General features: G+C 37.1%; 13 protein-coding genes. 4 read left to right on the top strand and 9 right to left on the bottom strand.

What is annotated here, in order from left to right:
* Positions 1-9: 9 nt before the first annotated feature.
* The 5 genes from fabG to PHP31_02060 form a co-directional block, all read right to left on the bottom strand.
* Positions 10-738 carry a 3-oxoacyl-ACP reductase FabG gene (fabG, locus tag PHP31_02080; protein MDD3738068.1) on the bottom strand — a complete coding sequence of 243 codons (729 nt, stop codon included), beginning with the start codon at positions 736-738 and terminating at the stop codon, positions 10-12.
* Positions 738-2,276: an aromatic amino acid ammonia-lyase gene (locus tag PHP31_02075; protein MDD3738067.1), complete on the bottom strand. Its 1,539-nt coding sequence runs from the start codon at positions 2,274-2,276 to the stop codon at positions 738-740. The genes fabG and PHP31_02075 overlap by 1 nt, the downstream gene beginning before the upstream one ends.
* Positions 2,277-2,295: 19 nt before the next feature.
* Complete coding sequence (locus PHP31_02070; protein ID MDD3738066.1) at positions 2,296-3,195, bottom strand: Gfo/Idh/MocA family oxidoreductase; 900 nt, start codon at positions 3,193-3,195, stop codon at positions 2,296-2,298.
* Between the two features lie 210 nt (positions 3,196-3,405).
* Positions 3,406-6,276, bottom strand: a complete 2,871-nt coding sequence (locus PHP31_02065; protein MDD3738065.1) for an alpha-N-acetylglucosaminidase TIM-barrel domain-containing protein — start codon at positions 6,274-6,276, stop codon at positions 3,406-3,408.
* Positions 6,277-6,399: 123 nt separating this feature from the next.
* On the bottom strand, positions 6,400-7,569 hold the full coding sequence (locus tag PHP31_02060) for a proline dehydrogenase family protein (GenBank protein ID MDD3738064.1): 1,170 nt from the start codon (positions 7,567-7,569) through the stop codon (positions 6,400-6,402).
* 187 nt (positions 7,570-7,756) lie between these two features.
* Between PHP31_02060 and aroB the strand changes: the two genes are divergently transcribed.
* The 3 genes from aroB (at position 7,757) to PHP31_02045 (ending at position 11,285) form a co-directional block, all read left to right on the top strand.
* Complete coding sequence (aroB, locus tag PHP31_02055; GenBank protein ID MDD3738063.1) at positions 7,757-8,806, top strand: 3-dehydroquinate synthase; 1,050 nt, start codon at positions 7,757-7,759, stop codon at positions 8,804-8,806.
* Between the two features lie 67 nt (positions 8,807-8,873).
* Positions 8,874-9,746 carry a succinate--CoA ligase subunit alpha gene (gene sucD / locus PHP31_02050; protein ID MDD3738062.1) on the top strand — a complete coding sequence of 291 codons (873 nt, stop codon included), beginning with the start codon at positions 8,874-8,876 and terminating at the stop codon, positions 9,744-9,746.
* Between the two features lie 84 nt (positions 9,747-9,830).
* Positions 9,831-11,285, top strand: coding sequence for an alpha-L-fucosidase (locus tag PHP31_02045; GenBank protein ID MDD3738061.1), 1,455 nt, complete (start codon positions 9,831-9,833; stop codon positions 11,283-11,285).
* Between the two features lie 307 nt (positions 11,286-11,592).
* Here the strand turns inward: PHP31_02045 and PHP31_02040 are convergent, their stop codons facing one another.
* Genes PHP31_02040 through leuS form a run of 4 tightly spaced genes read right to left on the bottom strand, consistent with a single transcriptional unit; the run spans position 11,593 to position 17,315 of the window.
* The gene (locus PHP31_02040) at positions 11,593-13,038 is read right to left on the bottom strand and encodes a right-handed parallel beta-helix repeat-containing protein (GenBank protein ID MDD3738060.1); all 1,446 of its coding nucleotides are present in this window, start codon (positions 13,036-13,038) and stop codon (positions 11,593-11,595) included.
* Between the two features lie 13 nt (positions 13,039-13,051).
* Positions 13,052-13,708 carry a toxin-antitoxin system YwqK family antitoxin gene (locus PHP31_02035; GenBank protein MDD3738059.1) on the bottom strand — a complete coding sequence of 219 codons (657 nt, stop codon included), beginning with the start codon at positions 13,706-13,708 and terminating at the stop codon, positions 13,052-13,054.
* Positions 13,709-13,731: 23 nt separating this feature from the next.
* Entirely contained in the window at positions 13,732-14,514 is a 783-nt protein-coding gene (gene rlmB / locus PHP31_02030) for a 23S rRNA (guanosine(2251)-2'-O)-methyltransferase RlmB (GenBank protein MDD3738058.1), read from the bottom strand.
* Between the two features lie 11 nt (positions 14,515-14,525).
* Positions 14,526-17,315, bottom strand: coding sequence for a leucine--tRNA ligase (gene leuS, locus PHP31_02025; protein MDD3738057.1), 2,790 nt, complete (start codon positions 17,313-17,315; stop codon positions 14,526-14,528).
* Positions 17,316-17,500: 185 nt separating this feature from the next.
* On the opposite strand from leuS, the gene PHP31_02020 reads away from it, so the two are divergent.
* A partial coding sequence (locus PHP31_02020) for a hypothetical protein (GenBank protein ID MDD3738056.1) occupies positions 17,501-19,750 on the top strand: 2,250 nt, incomplete at its 3' end.

The raw sequence follows: 19,750 nt of genomic DNA, 5'->3' as shown, positions 1-19,750 counted from the left end.
TTTTGTTGTTTACGTGTGAATACCTCCGTTTACTGATATTACCTCGCCTGTAATATATGCCGCTCTTTCGTTGGTCAGAACGCCTACGAGGTAAGCTACTTCTTCGGGCAGTCCAAAACGGTTTACAGGGACAAGTTTCGACAGTTCTTTCTCGTCTAAATCTTCAGTCATTTCCGATTTAATGTATCCCGGAGCGATAGCATTAACGGTAACGCCTTTTCTGCCAACTTCTTGAGCCAATGCCTTTGTAGCTCCAATAACTGCTGCCTTTGCAGCCGAGTAGTTGGTTTGACCGGGCAATCCTTTAATTCCCGAAAGCGAAACAATATTTATTATGCGTCCTGACTTACGCACCAGCATATCTTTTATTAAGCGACGGGTTACGTAGAAAAATCCGTTTAAGTTAGTATCAATAACATTTTTCCATTGTTCGTTTTGCATCCAAAGCATCAAACTGTCGTTTCTTATACCGGCGTTATTAACCAACACCGAAATATAACTGCCTTCGTTATTGTTAAACCACTTTTCTAATTGGCTATCAACTTCATCAACATTTGAAATGTCGAACTGAAGCAATTCGGCGCTTTTGCCGTTATTTTTTATCATATTAAGGGTTTCTTCGGCGGCAGCCTTGTTGCCTTTGTAGTTGATAATAACGTTGTAGCCCAAGTTCGACAGTTCTATACATATAGCTCTGCCTATGCCTCTCGAACCTCCTGTAACTAATGCGTGTTTCATTATACTATTGTTGATAAATATTTTTGTAAGGACTGATTTTTCAAATAACCGGTTACATCTCTTATTACATCGTATTTTGTTGTGTCTTCAATAAAAACAGGTGCTATTTGGTCAAATTCTTTATAAAAATCTAACGTAGCCGATGCCATTTTATCGAATTTGTTCACTATTCGGTACGCTTGCAACACCGCAATTACGTAAATAGACATTATTTCGTAAGTGTTGTTTATTACTTTTTGGGCTATCAGAGCCGAGTTTGTTCCCATACTCACTATATCCTGATTATCTAAGTTGTTAGGAATACTGTGAACGTAATTGGGGAAGCTCAAAGTTTGGTTTTCGGCTGTGGTTGATGTAGCAGTGAACTGCATGGCTTGCATTCCAAGGTTTAAGCCCAATTTGCCCAAGTTCAGAAATGCAGGAAATCTTTCATTTAGTTTAGGATTAAGTAAAAAGTTCAATTGTCTTTCAATCAGCATAGATAGTTTGGTCATGCATATTTTCACTTTATCCATTTCTAAGGAAATATAATCGCCGTGGAAGTTGCAACCGTGATAAACTGTTTTTGTGAATGTGTCGACCACAGGATTATCGTTAGATGAATTGGCTTCGTTTATTATAACATTTTCGGCATATTCGATAGTATCGATGATTGGTCCTAAAACTTGTGGGAAGCATCTTAAAGAGTAGTACTCTTGCACTCTTTCGGAAATTATCTCATTCTTCTGATTATTCTTTTTGTAAAGAGATTTGTCCCTTTTCTTAAGCAGTTTGCTGTCGCGTAATATATTGCTAACCATATGAGCAGCATGCTTCTGACCGTAGTGTAGTTTGCTGCAGTTAAGTTCTTGCGAAAAGGTGTCGTCGAAACTTTCAACCAACTCGTTAACCATTGCCGAAAGGCATAAAGCCAAGTTGATAAGATTTCTGGCGTGAATTATGTTAACAACAGCAATACCGGTCATTACCGAAGTGCCGTTTATTAGCGACAGCCCTTCACGTATATGTACCTTTAAGGGCTTAAGTTTGCATTTTTTGAAGGCGTCTTTGGCTTTCATCACTTTGTTTTCGTAAAAAACTTCGCCTTCGCCAATCATGGCAAGAGCAATGTGTGCCAACTGTACTAAGTCGCCGCTTGCGCCAACACTTCCATGCGAATAAACAACAGGAATAATGTTGTTGTTAATCATATCGCGTAGTAGCAGTATAGCGTCGGGGTGTATACCCGATTTAGCCTTGCACAGCGATAGTAATCTGCATATCATTGCAGATTTTACGTATCGTTGCGGAATTGGAACACCAGAGCCTGTACAATGGCTTCTGATAAGGTTGTACTGCAACTGATTTAAGTTTTTTGGCTCAATCTTATGTTGCGACATAGGACCAAAACCCGTATTAATACCGTAAATTATTTTGCCTTTGGCAAATTCATCTAAAAAATTAAAGTTGTCGCTTACTTCTGAAATAATATTGTCGGGAATAACAATATCTTCGTCGTAATACAAGTGTTTTATAAAATTGTTTATATTGAATAACATATCGGAGTATTTATAATTATCACATGTTTTTTATTGTACTGACAATTTCAATACTTTTTCTTGCGTCATTTAGTCCAAATCCTTTTCCATCTAAGATGTTTTGGTAACTAACGGTGTGTAGGTCGGTGAAACCTTGACTAAACTCAACAGGTTCGCCGTCGACAACAATATTTCTGAAAGTTCGTTTACCTTCTTTCTTACAATCAGCAGGAAGTTGGTTTTCGTCAACGCTAAGTAGCCATCTGACATTGGCTTTTTTAAATTTAATGTTGCCGCTAACAATTGAATCTTCTTTTTGGTTTAAGCTAATATCTTCAACATCGCCAAAAATCCAAGTCAGCATATCAAAGAAGTGTATTCCAATGTTGGCAGATAATCCGCCTGATTTTTTCACATCTCCTTTCCACGAATAAAAATACCATTTTCCCCTGCTGGTTATGTAAGTAAGGTCAACATCGTGTATTTTGTCTTTTGGGCTATTGTCGATTTTTTGTTTCAAGCCAATAACCGCAGGATGTAGGCGTAGTTGTAAAATTGTGTAAATATTTTTTCCTGTTTCTTTCTCAATTTCTTCTAAAGCATCAATATTCCACGGATTAAGAACCAAAGGCTTTTCGCAAATTGCATTAGCTTCGTTACGTAAAGCCATTCTGATATGAGCATCGTGCAGGTAGTTGGGCGAGCATATGCTCACGTATTCAACTTCCTGACCTTTTATGCGTCTGAGCTTATCAAGGTGCCTATCGAAACGTTCGGGCTCGGTAAAAAATGAAGCATCAGGAAAGTAAGAGTCAATAATACCAACGCTATCAAAGACGTCTAACGCAGACACAAGGATGTTTCCCGTATCTTTAATAGCTTTCATATGTCTTGGAGCAATGTATCCAGCAGCTCCTATTAAAGCGAATCTTTTTTGCATTTTAAAATATTTGTGTTGTTAATTTTGAGAGCTTCGCACAGCTCCGCCACGTTACTCACATCGAAGAAGCAACGATTTAGGACTACAAAGGTAATAAAAAACCGACTATCATTACAAATTTCCTAATTTTTGAAAATATTTTTCGGAAGGAAAAATGTGTTTGAAGTCGGTAAGGATTCCTGCATCTACTGAATTAAGCAGAGTTACAGGCTATTTTATGGTTATTTCGTCTATATATAAACTGTTTTCAACTTTTGATGAAATATTGCTGTGGCAATGGAATGTAATACGTACAAACTTGGTTTTAGTGCTTGTGAAATCGATGTCTACATTAAATTTTCCCGACAAATTATCGTCTTTGGGTATTGTTTTGTTTGAAACGTTTTTGTACGACGTTCCATCTTCGGAAGTTTCAACCATAATTATATTCGGCAATAGAATATTGTCGGAAGCCGATGAGTACAAGCCCACTCTGATGTTATTTATTTCGGTAGTTTCGTTTAAATTGAAAGTAACTGAAGAAGTTTGATATTTGAGTGTAGCCCAATTATAATCGTTTTTATTATTGTCGGCGAAAGCGCCGTTGTTCAAGGTGTTTCTATCCACAATTTCGGTTGAATGTCTGTCAACAGGAGAAATGGTGTAAGATTTATACAGCGAAGGTGGAATGTTGATTGTAGTAACTGAACTGAACTTATTGTTATCTTCAACAATTGCTTTTATTATTTTAGAATTTTCGGTATTGATTGGACTCGAATATTTTAAAGACATTGCATTTGGCATGGTTCCGTCAGTAGTATAGTATATTGTTCCCGAATTATCTATAGGCGTCATTCTTAATTCAAAATCATTAGTTGATTTAAACACGAAATTATGAACAATTGATGGTAGCGTTTCAGTTTCGTACAGAGCCGCTTTTTCTATAACTTTTTCGGCAAAATTAACTGCAAAACCTGCTGTCATTGGAAGTGATAACTTTTTGTCCGAATCTACCCATTGCAAACAATAGGAATTGTAGTCCATTTGCCTTTTATTGCTGCAATTTTGTATAAACCTTTTCCACGTAGGCATGTAAAAGTTTTTTATTACTCCGCTCCAAAGTTTAGTTTTGTATTTTCCCGGTTGGCAATCGGTGTATGGGCTTTCGTACAGAACCATTCGCTTAATATCTTTGGTATAGTACAACGTATCTTCTTTATTATACCCAATTTTTATGGCTTTGTTGGTAATATAGTTTAGGTTGTTGTTAATGTTAAGCGCAATTAATCCGTCTAACATTTCCATAAGTTCAAAAGCTTTGCTTGAGTACTCGTTAGCTTTACGGTTATCGTTTTCGGAGATGCTCACTAAAGCCTGTTTTAAAAGCAAGTTGATAACATCGGTAGCATAGGTTGCCGTAAATTGTACCAGGTCGGCTTGTAATGTTGGGCTTAGTTTGTCTTTAGTTTTTTTAGCTATATCTAAAATTTCTAAAGCAATATGTTTAAAATCAGAAATCTTTGGAGAGCTAATACTATAGTTTTTTTGGGGATTATTGATAAAAATCGGATAGAAGTTATTGTTATCCATATGGTATAAATAACTCATCCATGCGAAAGTTAAGTTGTTTTCGGTGGTATTGTATCTGGTTTTGGCAAATTTATCAATCAGGTTTTTAAAACTACTAGTACTATCTGCGCCGGTATTGGAAATTAAGAAAAGGTTAATATCGTCGGAGTAAATATTTTCTGGAGCGTAGCCTACACCAATATTGTTGGGTATAGAATTAGTTATTTCAGTAATATTGTTATTTCCTATGAAGAATGGGATAGCAAGATTATCGGAATAATTAGTTTTTAAGTTTAGTACCCAATGCCATTTACTTAGCTCATTCGGAAGTTTTAAGTTTTCAGTTTCTTTTGGATCTACATTGTAGTAAATTATAACATCTTCTTTTGCAGCACTTTCTATAAGTTTTTTTGCATTGTACGAATTTTCAAAAGCGTTGTTGCCGTTCGGCGACATATTAACAATCCAAACACCTTTTTCATCTATGGCTTTTATAACGTCCATAATACTGCGTCCCAAAAGAGTCATCTTTTGGCTTATACCACTTTGTGTCAGTTGTTGTTCGCTGAGGTCAGGGAATTTACAACTATAGTATGCATTTTTGGTATAGAACTTTTTATAGGTATTGATATATTCTTCTAAAAACTGTATTCCTAAGGTTAAAAAGTTTGTAGTTCCGGGTGTTAAGATGTGAGCTTCGTACTGATTGCTTAAATTGTTCCAGTTGCTAACTTTGTGCGAAACAACACTGCTATTTTTGGTAATGTACTCTTTAGGAACAACACCGTTAAAGACGGGAATTATAGGCGTCATTCCAAACTGTTCCATTCTGATAAGTATTTTTTGTTGAATTTCAGAAGAGTTTACTATATACGATTGAGGCAAGGGTTTGTTTAGTCCGGCAAAATTACCTCTTTGTTGCCAAGGCTGATAAGCAGGGCTTGAAAAGAAATTATCTAATTGTTTGCCTGAAATTCCCAACTTCCTATAAACTTTTTGCCATACAATTTCCTGACCAAGCATTGCCGGCGCAACATTTATTCCGTTTATAGCCATGAAGTCCAATTCTCTTTCCCAATCGTGCCAATTCCAGTAAGCAACTTCGTTACCAAAGGTGTTAAAGTCTAGGTACGAAAACACTTTATATTTCATAGTTGTTTGAGGAATTTCGTATTCAGGAAGAGGTTTGGGTAGGTTGCTGCTTTTTCCGTATCGGCTGTATTGAAAATTACAAGCATCTTGCAAATAACGGTATGCACCGTGTGCCATGGCAATTACTGATGAACCTCTGACGGTAACACTACCGTTTTTGGCTGTAACCCTATAAACGTCTTCATTGTCTTTTTTGGGTATAATCTGAAAATTAATTTTTTCGCTATCGTTGCCCAAAATACGCAACATAATTTGAGTAGCAGCTTTTTCGTCTTTTAGGTCATCGTCGGGAGTCCTTTCCTGAGCAAATAAACATGTGCCGAATATTGTCGTGATGATGAGTGTAATTGTTAGTAGTAGTCCTCTTTTGTTGTATAGCATTTTGTTTAAATTAATAGTGTTAATAATTAAGCAATAACGATATTTATCCAATAAAATTATATTTCATCAGATATAAAATTTAATTTTAGAAGTTGAAATCAAGAAAACAATCAGTTATTAGTACTATGCCTTGTTGCCTCTTCTTTTGAGTTCGGCGTTAATTAACGATAATTCTCTACTTGTTTGTCCGGCAACCGAAGTGTTTTCTTCGGCTCTACGGATAAGGTATGGAAGTATGCTATTAACTTTGCCGTAAGGAGTATATTTGGCAACATTGTATCCTGCTTTAGCCAAGTTAAAGCTGATGTGGTCGCTCATTCCATATAGTTGCGAGAACCAAATTCTATTGTCATTTGGGCTGATATTTTTTTCAACCATATGTTCGGCTAATCTCAAATTGCTTTTTTCGTTGTGCGTACCGCAGAATATTGCAAATTTTTCGATATTATCGACTGCAAATTCAATTCCGGCGTCAAAGTGTTTATCGGTCGAGATTTTGTCGGGCTGAATTGGTGATGGGTAACCTTTTAGTGCAGCACGTTCTCTTTCTTTTTCCATATATGCTCCGCGAACAAATTTAGCTCCAATAATAAAGTTTTGAGCTTTTGCTCTTTCAAGCTGACCTTTAAGATATTCCAATCTGTCGGTTCTGTACATCTGATAGGTATTAAAAACAATTCCCTTTTCGGTGTTGTATTTAATCATAAGCTTTTCGATGAGGTCATCTAAGTATTCTTGATACCACGAGTCTTCAGCATCAATCATGATAGGAATATCATTTTCGTAAGCTGTTTTGCACAGGGTTTCTACCGAATTTTCAAAAAACTCTTTATCATCTTTTTCTTTTTCGTACAAGTTGCTATTATCGGCAATACGTGTAAGTAGTTCTTTTGAAGCAAAAGCCGTAGGTTTAAAAACTGCAAACGGAATGTTTGGATGTTTAGCAGCATGAATTACCGATGCTAATGTTTCTTGAAGCGTAGCTTCCATATGCAAACGGTCGGTTGAGCCTTCAACCGAATAATCCAATATGGTTTTTACGTTATACTTGTTGAGTAATTCTACTGTTTTTTCACAGTCGTTCAGAGTTTCGCCTCCTACAAAGTGCTTGTACAAGGTTGGTTTTATTGCCCAACCTATAGGGAATTTGATTTTTATGGCTGTATTTGCCATAGCTTTTCCCATTTTTACCATTGTATTGCTAGCTATAGTTTTAAACAATAATTTCGATTGTTTTAAACTGCTTGTGCTTTTGTATTCAAAAGCTGTTTGGGTATCATTAAAATTAATCATCGTATAAACATTTAAAAATGAAACTACAAAAGTATTAAATTTTTAAACAAAATTAAAAAAATATATCTTAAATTAATTTTGTTTTAAAGCAACATATGTTGCGATGTGTTGTGCGTATTGCAAAATAACTTGAAAATATAAATATGAATTCGGTAAATTCCTTACTTTTGTATAAATGTTTTCTTGTATGAATATTTTTAAATCCGCATCATTAAAAGATTTTGAAGGCGAATTAAAGCAAATTAATCCTAATTTAATAATTGTATTGTGCGATACTAATACAAAAAAATTATGTTTTCCCATATTGGAAAATATTATAAGCCAATACAATTTTAAAGTTTTTGAAATAGAAGCTTCTGAAAATTCAAAAAACATTGAGCAAGTTATTGATTTGTGGAAACAGATGTTATTTTTAGAAGCCAACAGAAACAGTTTGCTTGTTAATATTGGCGGAGGTACTGTTTCCGACATTGGAGGTTTTGTAGCTTCAACTTATCACAGAGGTATATCGTACATCAATGTGCCTACAACATTATTGGCAATGGTTGATGCGGCTATTGGAGGGAAGACCGGAATAAACTTTTCGGGATTCAAAAATCAGATAGGCACTTTTTATCAGCCCGAAGGTTTGTTTATTTATCCCGATTTTTTGCAAACTCTTCCAATTAAGCATTTAAGAGCCGGCTACGCCGAGATGATTAAACATGCACTACTTAGCGACAAAAGTTATTACCAAAATTTTGTTGTTAAGCAATTTCCCGAGCAGATTTTAAATTATGATGAAATTGCAAAGTCGGCTACGATAAAGCAGGCAATAGTTGAAAACGATATGTACGAAAAAGGGCAGAGAAAAATGCTTAATTTCGGACATACGGTCGCTCATGCTATAGAGGCATTTAATTTCAAAGAAAGTTTGGCTCCCGAACTCACCCACGGCGAGGCTGTAGCGATAGGTGTAGTTGCCGAGTTGTATTTGTCGGAAGTATTGTGCAATTTTCCCAAAAGTGTTGTAAAAGAAGTGTGTGGTATTACTAAAAACAACTTTGAGTATTATAATTTTAAGGAAGAAAACATAGATGATGTTGTAAGACTTATGCACAGTGATAAGAAGAATACAAGCATAGGTAAAATCAATTTTTCATTGCTTAAAGATTTAGGAGGAGAGTTTGAAGTTTGCAGTGTTTCAAAAGAAATTATTGCTGATAGTTTGAAATTCTATATGAGTGTGTACGCTTAAATTTTCAAAAAAAACATAAATAGTTCGCAAATAAGACAGAAGTTTTATCTTTGAAAAAAAATCGCATATGAGTATATTAGTAAATAAAAATTCAAAAGTAATAGTACAAGGCATTACAGGTAGCGAAGGTTCTTTCCACGCACAACAGATGTTAGAATACGGCACTCAGGTCGTTGCAGGAGTTTCTCCGGGTAAAGGTGGAACTGAGATTTTTGGAGTACCCGTGTATAATACAGTGTCAGAGACGGTTGAAAAACACGGAGCCGACGTTTCAGTTATTTTTGTTCCGCCTGCATTTGCAGCCGACGCTATTTTAGAATCGGCATTAGCTGGAATAAAAGTAATAGTATGCATTACCGAAGGTATTCCGGTGAACGATATGATTAAAGTTAAGGACTTTATCAAAAATAAAGATTGTACCTTAATTGGTCCAAACTGCCCTGGTGTTATAACTCCCGAAGAAGCTAAAGTAGGAATAATGCCTGGTTTTATTCATAAAAAAGGCGTTGTAGGTATTGTTTCAAGGTCGGGAACTCTTACATACGAAGCTGTTGATCAGCTTACAAGAGCTGGACTTGGACAAAGTACTGCTGTTGGTATAGGCGGAGACCCAATAATTGGACTAACAACCAAAGAAGCTATAGAACTTTTTATGAAAGACCCCGAAACTAAGGGTATTGTTATGATTGGCGAAATAGGAGGTACTATGGAAGCCGAAGCAGCAAAATATATTAAAGAATATGGCACTAAGCCGGTAGTAGGATTTATTGCAGGAGCTACTGCTCCTCCAGGAAGAACAATGGGACACGCAGGTGCTATTGTAGGTGGTAAAGACGACACTGCTGAAGCGAAAAAGAAAATCCTTAGAGAAAGTGGTGTAGTTGTGGTTGATTCGCCGGCTGTTATTGGTAAAACCATGAAAAGTTTGCTTGACAAATAATCATCATTTAGCTTTTCCAATTAGTATATCTTGAAAACAAAATATCTAATTTTATTTCTTTTTTTAATTTTACTTAGCAAGTGCATGCTGTCGCAAGTACAAATTTCTGATGTGCATAGTCCCAGACCTAATGCCATTCAGATGAAGTATTTGCATTCGCCTTTAGCCGGATTTATCCATTACGGAATAAACACATATACGGGAGATGATGGAATAGAGTGGGGCGACAAAAGTAAAGAGCCGGCAACTTCGTTTAATCCGACTGCTGATAAAATTGATACTGACCAATGGGTGCGACTGTTCAAAAAGGCAGGTTTTGGTAGAGTAATCATTGTTTTGAAGCACCACGACGGGTTTTGTTTGTGGCAAACAAAGCAGACCGATTACAATATTTCTAACAGTCCGTACATGAACGGCAAAGGTGATTTGGCAAGAGAATTTTCTGAATCGTGTGATAAGTACGGAATGGACATGGGTATATATTTATCACCTTGGGATGCTCACGAAGTCAGCTACGGCGATACTACACCAGGCGATTATAACGATTTTTATGTAAATCAGCTGATTGAGCTTTTGAGTGGCGATTATGGAAGAATGAATCCCGAAACAGGCAAAAGGGAAATTGTGGAAGTCTGGCTTGACGGAGCTTCGGGAAGTTTAAACAAGCAAACCTACGATTTGAACCGTTTTTACAAGACTGTAAGAGAATTGCAACTCAACGCCTGCATTTGGATGGACAACAAATGGCACTTCAATCAAAATGGTGAAAGAACCGACTATGTTCTTGATGCAATATGGGTTGGTAATGAAGACGGATACATAAACGATCCGGCTTGGTGCTTGATTGATTTAGACAAAATCGACAACGGAGAGCAAGGTCGTAGCGAAACCGGAAATTTATTTTGTGTTTCGGAAGCTGATGTCTCAATCAGACCGGGTTGGTTCTACCATTCGCAAGAAGATAAAAGCGTTAAAGATGTCAGTTATTTGATAGATAGCATTTATATGCGAACAGTCGGCATGGGTATTCCGTTGTTGCTGAATGTTCCTCCAAATCGTGAAGGCAAAATTCACCCGATAGATTCGGCTACTTTGATAAATTTTGGGAAAGAAATCAAGAAATTACACAAGGACAATTTAATATCCGAAAACGCTACAATTGAGTCTTCTTCGTGTGAGAATGCAGATTTTTTGGCTTTTAATGCTATAGACGGCGATTATAACACATATTGGAGATGTACAGATAACGACAGCAACAGATTTTTAATTATCGATTTTGGCGAAATAAAAGAATTTAACATTGTTAAAATTCAAGAGTATATTGAGTTAGGTCAACATATAGCCGGTTTTAAAGTTGAATTTCACGACGGAAACAATTGGATAGAGTTCGGCAAAGGCAAAACTGTCGGCTATCAGCGATTGGTAAAGGGAGAAAATACTAAATCAAGAAAAATTAAAATTACTTTTACGGAAACTCTCGCCGTTCCCAATATTAATAACGTAGAAGTGTTTTGTTATAGATGTCTGATAAAACCTTGAAGTGGTGATGAGTGGTTGGTGAATGGTGAATGGTGCGAGTTAAAACACTTCGGTCACTGAGTGCCGAAGGCGTATCGAAGTGCCGAAGTGTTGGAGACAATGTTCCCTCCATTTTCGGCATTTCGATACACCGATATCTCGCTTCGCTCAATATCGGTACTCAATGACCAAAAATGTCGAACCCACGCTCGCTCGATTTTGCAAATCGAGCGGGGACTTTCAGCAATCGAAAACATTGAAATGACCAAAAATGTCGAACTCGAACCCCGCAACACGAATCAGCTAACAGCCAATAGCTAAGAGTAAGCTACAACCCACGTACTGTCTTATTATACGAGTAACAACCTGCATCAATTTGCAATTCTCTTCTAATTCCTAATCGGTCGTATTCAATATTCAATGGTGAAGTTAGTATAATTTCGGCATTTCCTATATTTATCGCAGCCGATAGCGAATCTAATAGGAAGTTAGATTCATTTACATCGATAAATTTTGGCTCTTCGTTAAAAACACAATTATTGTACAGTGTTTGGTAAGTTTCGTTGTTTTCGGTACGTATCAAACAATTTTTAAATATTACATTAAAATTGTTGTTGTCATCTTTTCTAATGTTTATTTCTTCCGTTCTAGAACCGTAAACTATACAATTCCCAAACAAAGCATTATTAATTGGTGCGGCAATTATATTGAAATTAGTGTCGTAATATGTGTTAGCTAGAAGGATAGAAGAACTTTTTCTACTTCCAAACCTAAAATAATTTGCAAACGTGCAGTGCCTGAAATCTAACGTACTTGCTCCTTCAACAGAAAGTAAATAACCACCGCTATTACTAAATTCAGTATTTGCAGCTATTATATTTGCATTAACCGAACGTAATCCGTAACTAACATTATTGCTTATAAGGCAGTTGTGTAGCGTTATTGCAGTTTGGCTATTATCGCAACTATCGATATATAAACCGACTTTTGCATTCCTGATCTCGGTATAAGTAAAAACATTTGAGTGACTGTTTTCAAAAAATATCCCTATCCATTGCCCGGGAACTATATCTATATCAGGCTTATTTGCCGCATATTTATCGCCTCTAAAAACTACGGGATTTTCAAGGGTTCCGTGAGACAAAATTTTTGCTCCGCTTTTTACAATCAATGCAGCATCGTTGTGAAAACAAAGCTGTGTGCCTTCTTCAATATTAATTTCCGACAGGGTATCAATAATCAGAGTTTTGTAAATCACGTGTGGCTTGTCGTTTGTGAGAGTGATGTTGCCTTTTATGGTGCTATCATTATAAAAATGAGCATTCTGTCCCCAAGCCAACAGTTTAACATTTTGTTTGGAGTTATTTACAAAAAACAAAATATCGTCTTCGCAAATAAAAGGTGTGCTTGTGTTGTTGGGGTCTATCGTAGCTTTTGCAAATAAAAACAAACTGTCGTTGGCGTATATTTCAACATCGTTGAAAGTTGTGCCACTAACACCGTCAACATTAATCCTGAAAGGAGATGATTCGCCGTTTTTCAAAATAATTTGTTTGATATTTACAGGCTTATTGCTGGTGTTGTATATTTTTATGTTGTAGGTGCAAGTCCCGATGGAAGTAAAAATCGTATCAAAAAAGATGGTATCGCTACTGAATTTTAGTTCAAAGTTTGGGTCATCGTTCCACTCTCTGTTATTGCACGAGTAGGCTAGTGCCACAACAAGAGTTGCAATAACGCAAAGTGGTTTCAGAATTTGTTTAACAAAATTCATAGCAAGTTTGTTTTTATTCCGTAACTAATTTATCGTCTTCGTAAATTAGGGTTCTAGAGACGTTGCCACTTTCATCGTACCAAATTTCCTCGCCGTTTTTCATGTTGTTTTTATAACTGACTTTTCTGGTAATTTTTCCTCTTAAATCAAAAGATGTTAGTTCGCCATTACCCTTATCGAAAACGCCTTTACCCACGGTAATACCGTTTTCGTCGTAATATGTCCATTCTCCGTCGAAAAGGTCGTTGTAGAAACCGCCTTCTGTTTTTACTGATTTATTGGGGTGGTAGCTGATGTATTCGCCATTTTTTAAACCTTTGTCGTAATTAAGTGTTTCGTAAATGCCTCCGTTTTTCTGCCAATATATAGCTTCGCCGTCTAATTTATCGTCAACAAAATTTTCCAAACTCATTTTTTCTCCCGTAGGGTAAAACTTTTTCACCTCGCCGTTAATCTTATTGTTCTTGTATTCAATAATTTGCTTGATGTTTCCCATCGGATAATACCATTTAGTAGTGCCGTGCAGTTTTTTCCCTCTGTAAACTATTTCGGCTTCAAGGCTACCATCGTGGTGGTACTGATATTCGGTTTTTTTACAAGAAATCAAAAGAGTAAGAACCAAAAGAGATACAATGGCAAAAGTTGTGTTTTTCTTAATTCGAGTGTTCATATTTTAAGGCAAATTTATTTAGATTAAATATTTTGTCTTTGTTTTACAGAAGCAAAGATAATAATTCCTGCGGCTACCGAAACATTTAACGACGAAATATTGCCAACCATAGGTATTTTAATTTCGCTATCGCAGATTTTCAAGTATTCGGGAGAAATGCCGTCTTCTTCGGATCCCAAAACAATAGCGATAGGCTTGTTAAAGTTGACATCGTAATACGAATCTTCTGCATGTTCGGTAAGAGCATATATTGATAAGCCAGAGCCTTTTAGATAATTGAGTGTGGTTTTTAAATTATGACTTCTGTGTATAGGTATTCTGTTCAGGGCTCCGGCTGAGGTTTTTATCGAGTCGGAATTAATCATTGCACTGCCTTGCGATGGCACGATAATGCAATCAACTCCGCCGCATTCGGCTGTACGAGCTATCGCTCCGAAATTTCTAACATCGGTTATTCTATCCAAAACTAATACAAAAGGATTTTTACCTTCTTCGAATGATTTCATCAAAATTTCTTCAATATCTTGATACTCGATAAGAGACAAAAATGCAGCAACACCTTGATGGTTGCCGTTGGTAAGTGATTGTAGTTTTGCTGTCGGAACTTTTTGAATATATATTTGCTTAGCTCTTGCAAGTTGCCATATTTCTTTAATCTGAGGTGTGGTTGTATCGCGTGAAATAAATATTTTTTCAATTTGCTTGTCGCTGTTAATCGCTTCAAGTATTGGATGAACACCGTAAATTAAGTTCTTTGGCTTCTTACGTTCTTTGTATTGTTTGTTATTTTGATTTTTATAATTCATAAATCAGAATTTTAGCCGATAACAAAGTTCACTATCTTTTTAGGCACGATAATTATTTTCTTAATTGACTTATCGGCAACCCATTTTGTTGTTTCAGGAGCTTGTCTGACGGCTGCTTCAATCTCAGCATTACTAAGCGATGCAGGCAGTTCGATAAAGAAACGAGTTTTACCGTTAAACGAAACAGGGTATTTAAATGTGTCGTCCACTATATATTCAGGATTGTATACAGGAAATTTTTGTTCAACGACAAATGTTTGGTTACCCATAAGATGCCATAATTCTTCGGCAACGTGCGGTGCGTAAGGCGAAGCTAATATAATCAAGTCGTTCAAAATGCTGCGTTTGTTGCATTTAAGGTCGGTAAGTTCGTTAACGCATATCATTAGGGCACTGACGCCTGTGTTGAAAGAGAAACGTTCTATATCTTCTTCAACTTTTTTTATGGTTTTATGTAGAATTTTCAATTCATCTTTTGTGGGAGTTTCGTCTGATACAACAAAATCGTTGTTATTATCATGAAACAGTCTCCAAAACTTTCTGATAAATCTGCTAACACCTTCAATGCCGTTAGTATCCCATGGCTTAGCTTGTTCAATAGGACCTAAAAACATTTCGTAAATTCTTAATGTATCGGCTCCGTATTGGTCTATAAGTTCGTCGGGGTTTACAACGTTGTACAACGATTTCGACATTTTTTCAATTTCCCAACCGCAAATGTATTTACCATCTTCCAAAATAAACTCTGCATCAGCAAGCTCGGGACGCCATTGCTTAAACTTCTCAATGTTCAAGATGTCGTTATGAACAAGTCCAATATCAACGTGAATAGGTTGCACGTCGTAATCTCCAATTAAATTATGTGAAACAAAAGTATTTTCGCCTTTAATTCTGTACGCAATACTCGAACGACCTTGAATCATGCCTTGGTTAATCATTTTTTTGAAAGGTTCGGTTGAAATAGTAATTCCAAGGTCGAACAAAAACATGTTCCAAAATCGAGCATACAAAAGGTGCCCGGTTGAGTGTTCGGCTCCTCCAACGTACAAATCGACGTTTTGCCAATAATTAATTGCTTTTTGGCTTACAAGCTCTTTGTCGTTTTTAGGATCCATATATCTCAGATAGTAGGCGCTTGAACCGGCAAAACCAGGCATTGTGGTAACTTCTAGTTGGTAGCCTTCATTGGTTTTCCAGTCTGAAAGTCCTGCTAATGGCGGCTCACCTGTTGATGTTGGAAGATACGAATCAACGTTAGGCAAACAAAGTGGTAATTCTTCTTCCTTCAAGCTGTATGCTATGCCGTCTTTGTAATATATCGGTATCGGCTCACCCCAATATCGCTGACGACTGAAAATAACATCACGCAGACGGTAGTTTGTTACAGCTTTTCCTATCTGTTTATTCTCAACTTCTTCGATAATCTTTTTTATTGCTTCTTCAACACTCAAACCGTTAATTATATCCGAATTGCAGGAATAACCGTCTTTAGAATCGTAGGGTTCAGTCCATTCATCGGTAGGAACGGTTACTTCGTCTTTGGTGTTTTTTACAACCTGAATTATGGGAAGATTAAAATGTCTGGCAAATAAAAAGTCGCGACTATCGTGTGCCGGAACAGCCATAATAGCACCGGTTCCGTACCCCATAAGAACATAATCGGCTATCCAAATGGGGATTTTGTTGCCATTTAAAGGATTAATAGCGTATGCACCTGTAAACTCACCGCTAACCTTTTTAACTTCCGACATCCTTTCGACTTCCGTTCTTGAATTAGTCCACGCAACGTAGTCGGCTACGGCTTTTTCTTGATCCTTGTTTGTTATTTCGGCAACGAGTTCGTGTTCGGGTGCTAGAACCATAAAGGTAGCACCGTATATGGTATCGGGTCTGGTAGTAAACACTTCGATTTTCTTGTCCGAATTTTCTATATCAAACCAAATGCTTGCACCTTTGCTCTTGCCAATCCAGTTGCGTTGTATTTCTTTAATAGATTCGTTCCAGTCCAAATCGTCAAGTCCGTCCAAAAGCCTGTCTGCATACGCTGTAATTCTAAGCATCCACTGCATCATGAGTTTTTTCTCGACAGGATAACCGCCTCTAATGCTCAAACCTTCCGAAACCTCATCGTTTGCCAGAACAGTTCCCAATTCGGGACACCAATTTACCGAACTTTCTGCTCTGAACGCAATTCTGTAATTCATCAAAATATCTTGTTGCTCTTTTTCGGCAAAGCTGTTCCAATCGTTGGCTGTAAAAGTTCCTTTAAAAGTCGTGCTGGCGTTTATATTTACGTTTCCGTTTCGTTCAAATTCTTTTATCAATGTTGAAATATCTTCGGCTTTTTGTGTTTCATTGTTGTACCACGAGTTGAACATTTTTACAAAAGCCCATTGCGTCCAGTGATAATACTTAGGGTCGCAGGTCTTAACTTCTCTGCTCCAATCGTACGAAAAGCCAATACGGTCTAATTGGTGTCTGTATCTAACAATGTTTTTTTCAGTGGTTACTGCCGGATGCGTACCTGTTTGTATAGCGTATTGCTCGGCAGGTAGTCCAAAAGCGTCGTATCCCATGGGATGAAGGACATTAAAACCCTTCAGCTTTTTATATCTTGAAAAAATGTCGGAAGCAATGTAACCCAATGGGTGACCGACATGCAAGCCCGCACCAGATGGATAAGGAAACATGTCTAAAACGTAAAACTTAGGTTTATCTTCATCTATCTTAGTTTCGTAAACCTGTTCATCTTGCCAGCGTTTTTGCCATTTTTCTTCTATATCTTTGAACGAATAATCCATATTTATTTATTGTTTTTCGTGTGCAAAGGTACTAAACTACTTTGTAATATTAAGATTTTTTGTTGTTAAAAGTAGGCGTTTTTAGCACCATTCTGCCTTCTGCGTAAGCATGCAATTTTATTTATTGATAAATAAACACTTTGAAAATAAAAATATTGTACCTTTATAGCCTCAATAAAAATTTTATGAGAAAAAAAGGATTGATACAATGTATATACAATCATTTTAAAATGATGGTACTGAGTATTTCAATCTTTTTTTTACCGTTTATTGCGTATGCCGAAGGTACTAAAGAACTTGAGCCATCCCATGGTCCTGCTTCGCAATGTTGCAAATTGTGTTTATATACTGATATCGGCGAACATCGAACTCTTTTTGCTCAAAATGGCTGCCCCGAACCATATAGACTTAATGTGCACATAGCCGACCATACAAAAGAAGTTATATATTTTGGTTTTGGAGAGGTTGCCCATAACTTAGGAACAACAGCAATGTATTATCGTTTTAAAGACCCTGATGGAATAGACATTTCGGGTGGATTTAAACTCATGCCCGTCGATGGAGAAGCAGGTTTCATTAACACTCATTCTCAGGCTTATGCCGGACCTAATATAGGTGGAGGTAACCCTGCAGGATACTCACCTTTAGTAATAACTCCTCAAAAAAATGGAGATTATTATATTGAGTTTGCTTCTGATTTGGCTGGTTCACATGTGCCATACAGTACAGTTAGCAGATTTGATATTACTGTAAATAGTGTTAATAGTGGAATGAAATTAGGACGTCTATGGAGTAAGGCATGGCAAGTTACAAATAATACTACCTATGCAAATCAACCCATATGTATGACTAAGTTTTATGTTTATTCCGACGACGGTATTGTTACCTCTGTGGATCTTAATGGTCTTGCGGGTGGAGTTTTTTCGGCATATTGTAACCAATGGGGTGTTTCCAATACAGGCAATTGGATTCAAGATAGAAAATCCACTCCAAACTGGCCCGCAGGCGGCGATTTGCCCCAGTATAAATTATTTTTAAATAATCCCGATATAAACGTTTATCCTACAGGAACGCCCGGAACCATATGTAATGTATCTACAAATAGTAATTGTGATGGTAGTATAGATTATTTGATAAGAGTAACACAACCCGGGACAATAACATTAAATATAGATGTTCCTCCCGCTGGAGCCGGAGGTGAAGATGTTGTTTTGACAGGAGAAGTTACAGGTTCTCCTGACTGCTCACTTGTTGATACCATAAAATGGAATGGTCTTAATGGATATAATCAACCTGTATCTGCTGGTGATAACATTAATACAAGTGTATCCTATATGCATGGATTAACCAACTTGCCTTTTTGGGATATGGAAGCTAACCCTTGGGGAATAAAGGTTGACATTGTGCGACCACTACCGACAGGCTCTACAATTCTGCCGGTGTATTGGGACGATACTAGTATTTACGGCGGTACTGCTAATATTGATGTAGGATGTGTTTATCCTACGTCTACGTATGTTACAGGCTGTCATTCCTGGAGTAGACCTTTTGGAGATAATAGGATGATTAATACCTGGTGGTACTATCTTACTGAAGGCAGTTATAATTTAGTCGTTCAGGTAATGTCAATACCAGTAACACCTGCAGTAGCCCCAACAGGTGAAGGTACAGTCTGCGTAGGTGGCATAGAGACCTACACGATACCGCCAATCACTTCCGCAGAGAAATACATTTGGCACAAACCCGATGGCAGTATTGATACAACACTAACCAATTCCATAACGCTCACTTTTCCAACTCTCGGTTCCGGTGGTACACTTCAGGTACGAGGCTATAATGAGAATTGCGGAGTTGGTGGCTTATCACCCTCGTTAACCATAACAGTAGTAGATGATCCAGTCCCAATAATAAACGGTGACAATACTGCTTGCTTAAACTCGGTAATCAATTATGATGCAACCCCTGCAAATCTAACCAGCTACTCCTGGTCGGTTATTGGTGGTACAATAATAGGAGCTAACAACACAAGCACTGTATCCGTTAAATGGACTAGTGTGGGTCAACAAACTCTAACTCTAGTCTCCACTTCACATAATTGCGGTGCAAGGATAACCGAAAAAATTGTAACTGTAAATCCTTTACCAACAATCAGTATTACAGGCACCACACCCTGTTGCGTAAATGAGCAATATGTTTACATAACTGAAGCAGGCATGCAAGGGTACACATGGAGTTTATCAAGCGGAGGTAATATCATAAGCGCTAATGGTACTTATCAAGCCACAGTTCAATGGACTAATGCAGGTACTCATAATGTACTTGTCAACTACACCGATGCTAATGGCTGCACTCTCGAAACACCTGAAAGCATGCAGGTAACGGTTCATCAATCACCTACTGCTTTTGCAGGAGCTAATGCTGCTATTTGTGCTAAT

It is taken from the genome of Lentimicrobiaceae bacterium, assembly GCA_028697555.1.
Lineage (GTDB): Bacteria > Bacteroidota > Bacteroidia > Bacteroidales > UBA4417 > UBA4417.
The sequence above is the reverse complement of the archived record's forward strand: the minus strand, read 5'-3'. Positions and strand labels throughout refer to the sequence as shown.

What these genes read in the sequence shown, in the direction of transcription:
- fabG (MDD3738068.1), bottom strand. Translation starts at nt 738, where the DNA reads ATGAAACACGCATTAGTTACAGGAGGTTCGAGAGGCATAGGCAGAGCT.
- PHP31_02075 (MDD3738067.1), bottom strand. Translation starts at nt 2,276, where the DNA reads ATGTTATTCAATATAAACAATTTTATAAAACACTTGTATTACGACGAA.
- PHP31_02070 (MDD3738066.1), bottom strand. Translation starts at nt 3,195, where the DNA reads ATGCAAAAAAGATTCGCTTTAATAGGAGCTGCTGGATACATTGCTCCA.
- PHP31_02065 (MDD3738065.1), bottom strand. Translation starts at nt 6,276, where the DNA reads ATGCTATACAACAAAAGAGGACTACTACTAACAATTACACTCATCATC.
- PHP31_02060 (MDD3738064.1), bottom strand. Translation starts at nt 7,569, where the DNA reads ATGATTAATTTTAATGATACCCAAACAGCTTTTGAATACAAAAGCACA.
- aroB (MDD3738063.1), top strand. Translation starts at nt 7,757, where the DNA reads ATGAATATTTTTAAATCCGCATCATTAAAAGATTTTGAAGGCGAATTA.
- sucD (MDD3738062.1), top strand. Translation starts at nt 8,874, where the DNA reads ATGAGTATATTAGTAAATAAAAATTCAAAAGTAATAGTACAAGGCATT.
- PHP31_02045 (MDD3738061.1), top strand. Translation starts at nt 9,831, where the DNA reads ATGCTGTCGCAAGTACAAATTTCTGATGTGCATAGTCCCAGACCTAAT.
- PHP31_02040 (MDD3738060.1), bottom strand. Translation starts at nt 13,038, where the DNA reads ATGAATTTTGTTAAACAAATTCTGAAACCACTTTGCGTTATTGCAACT.
- PHP31_02035 (MDD3738059.1), bottom strand. Translation starts at nt 13,708, where the DNA reads ATGAACACTCGAATTAAGAAAAACACAACTTTTGCCATTGTATCTCTT.
- rlmB (MDD3738058.1), bottom strand. Translation starts at nt 14,514, where the DNA reads ATGAATTATAAAAATCAAAATAACAAACAATACAAAGAACGTAAGAAG.
- leuS (MDD3738057.1), bottom strand. Translation starts at nt 17,315, where the DNA reads ATGGATTATTCGTTCAAAGATATAGAAGAAAAATGGCAAAAACGCTGG.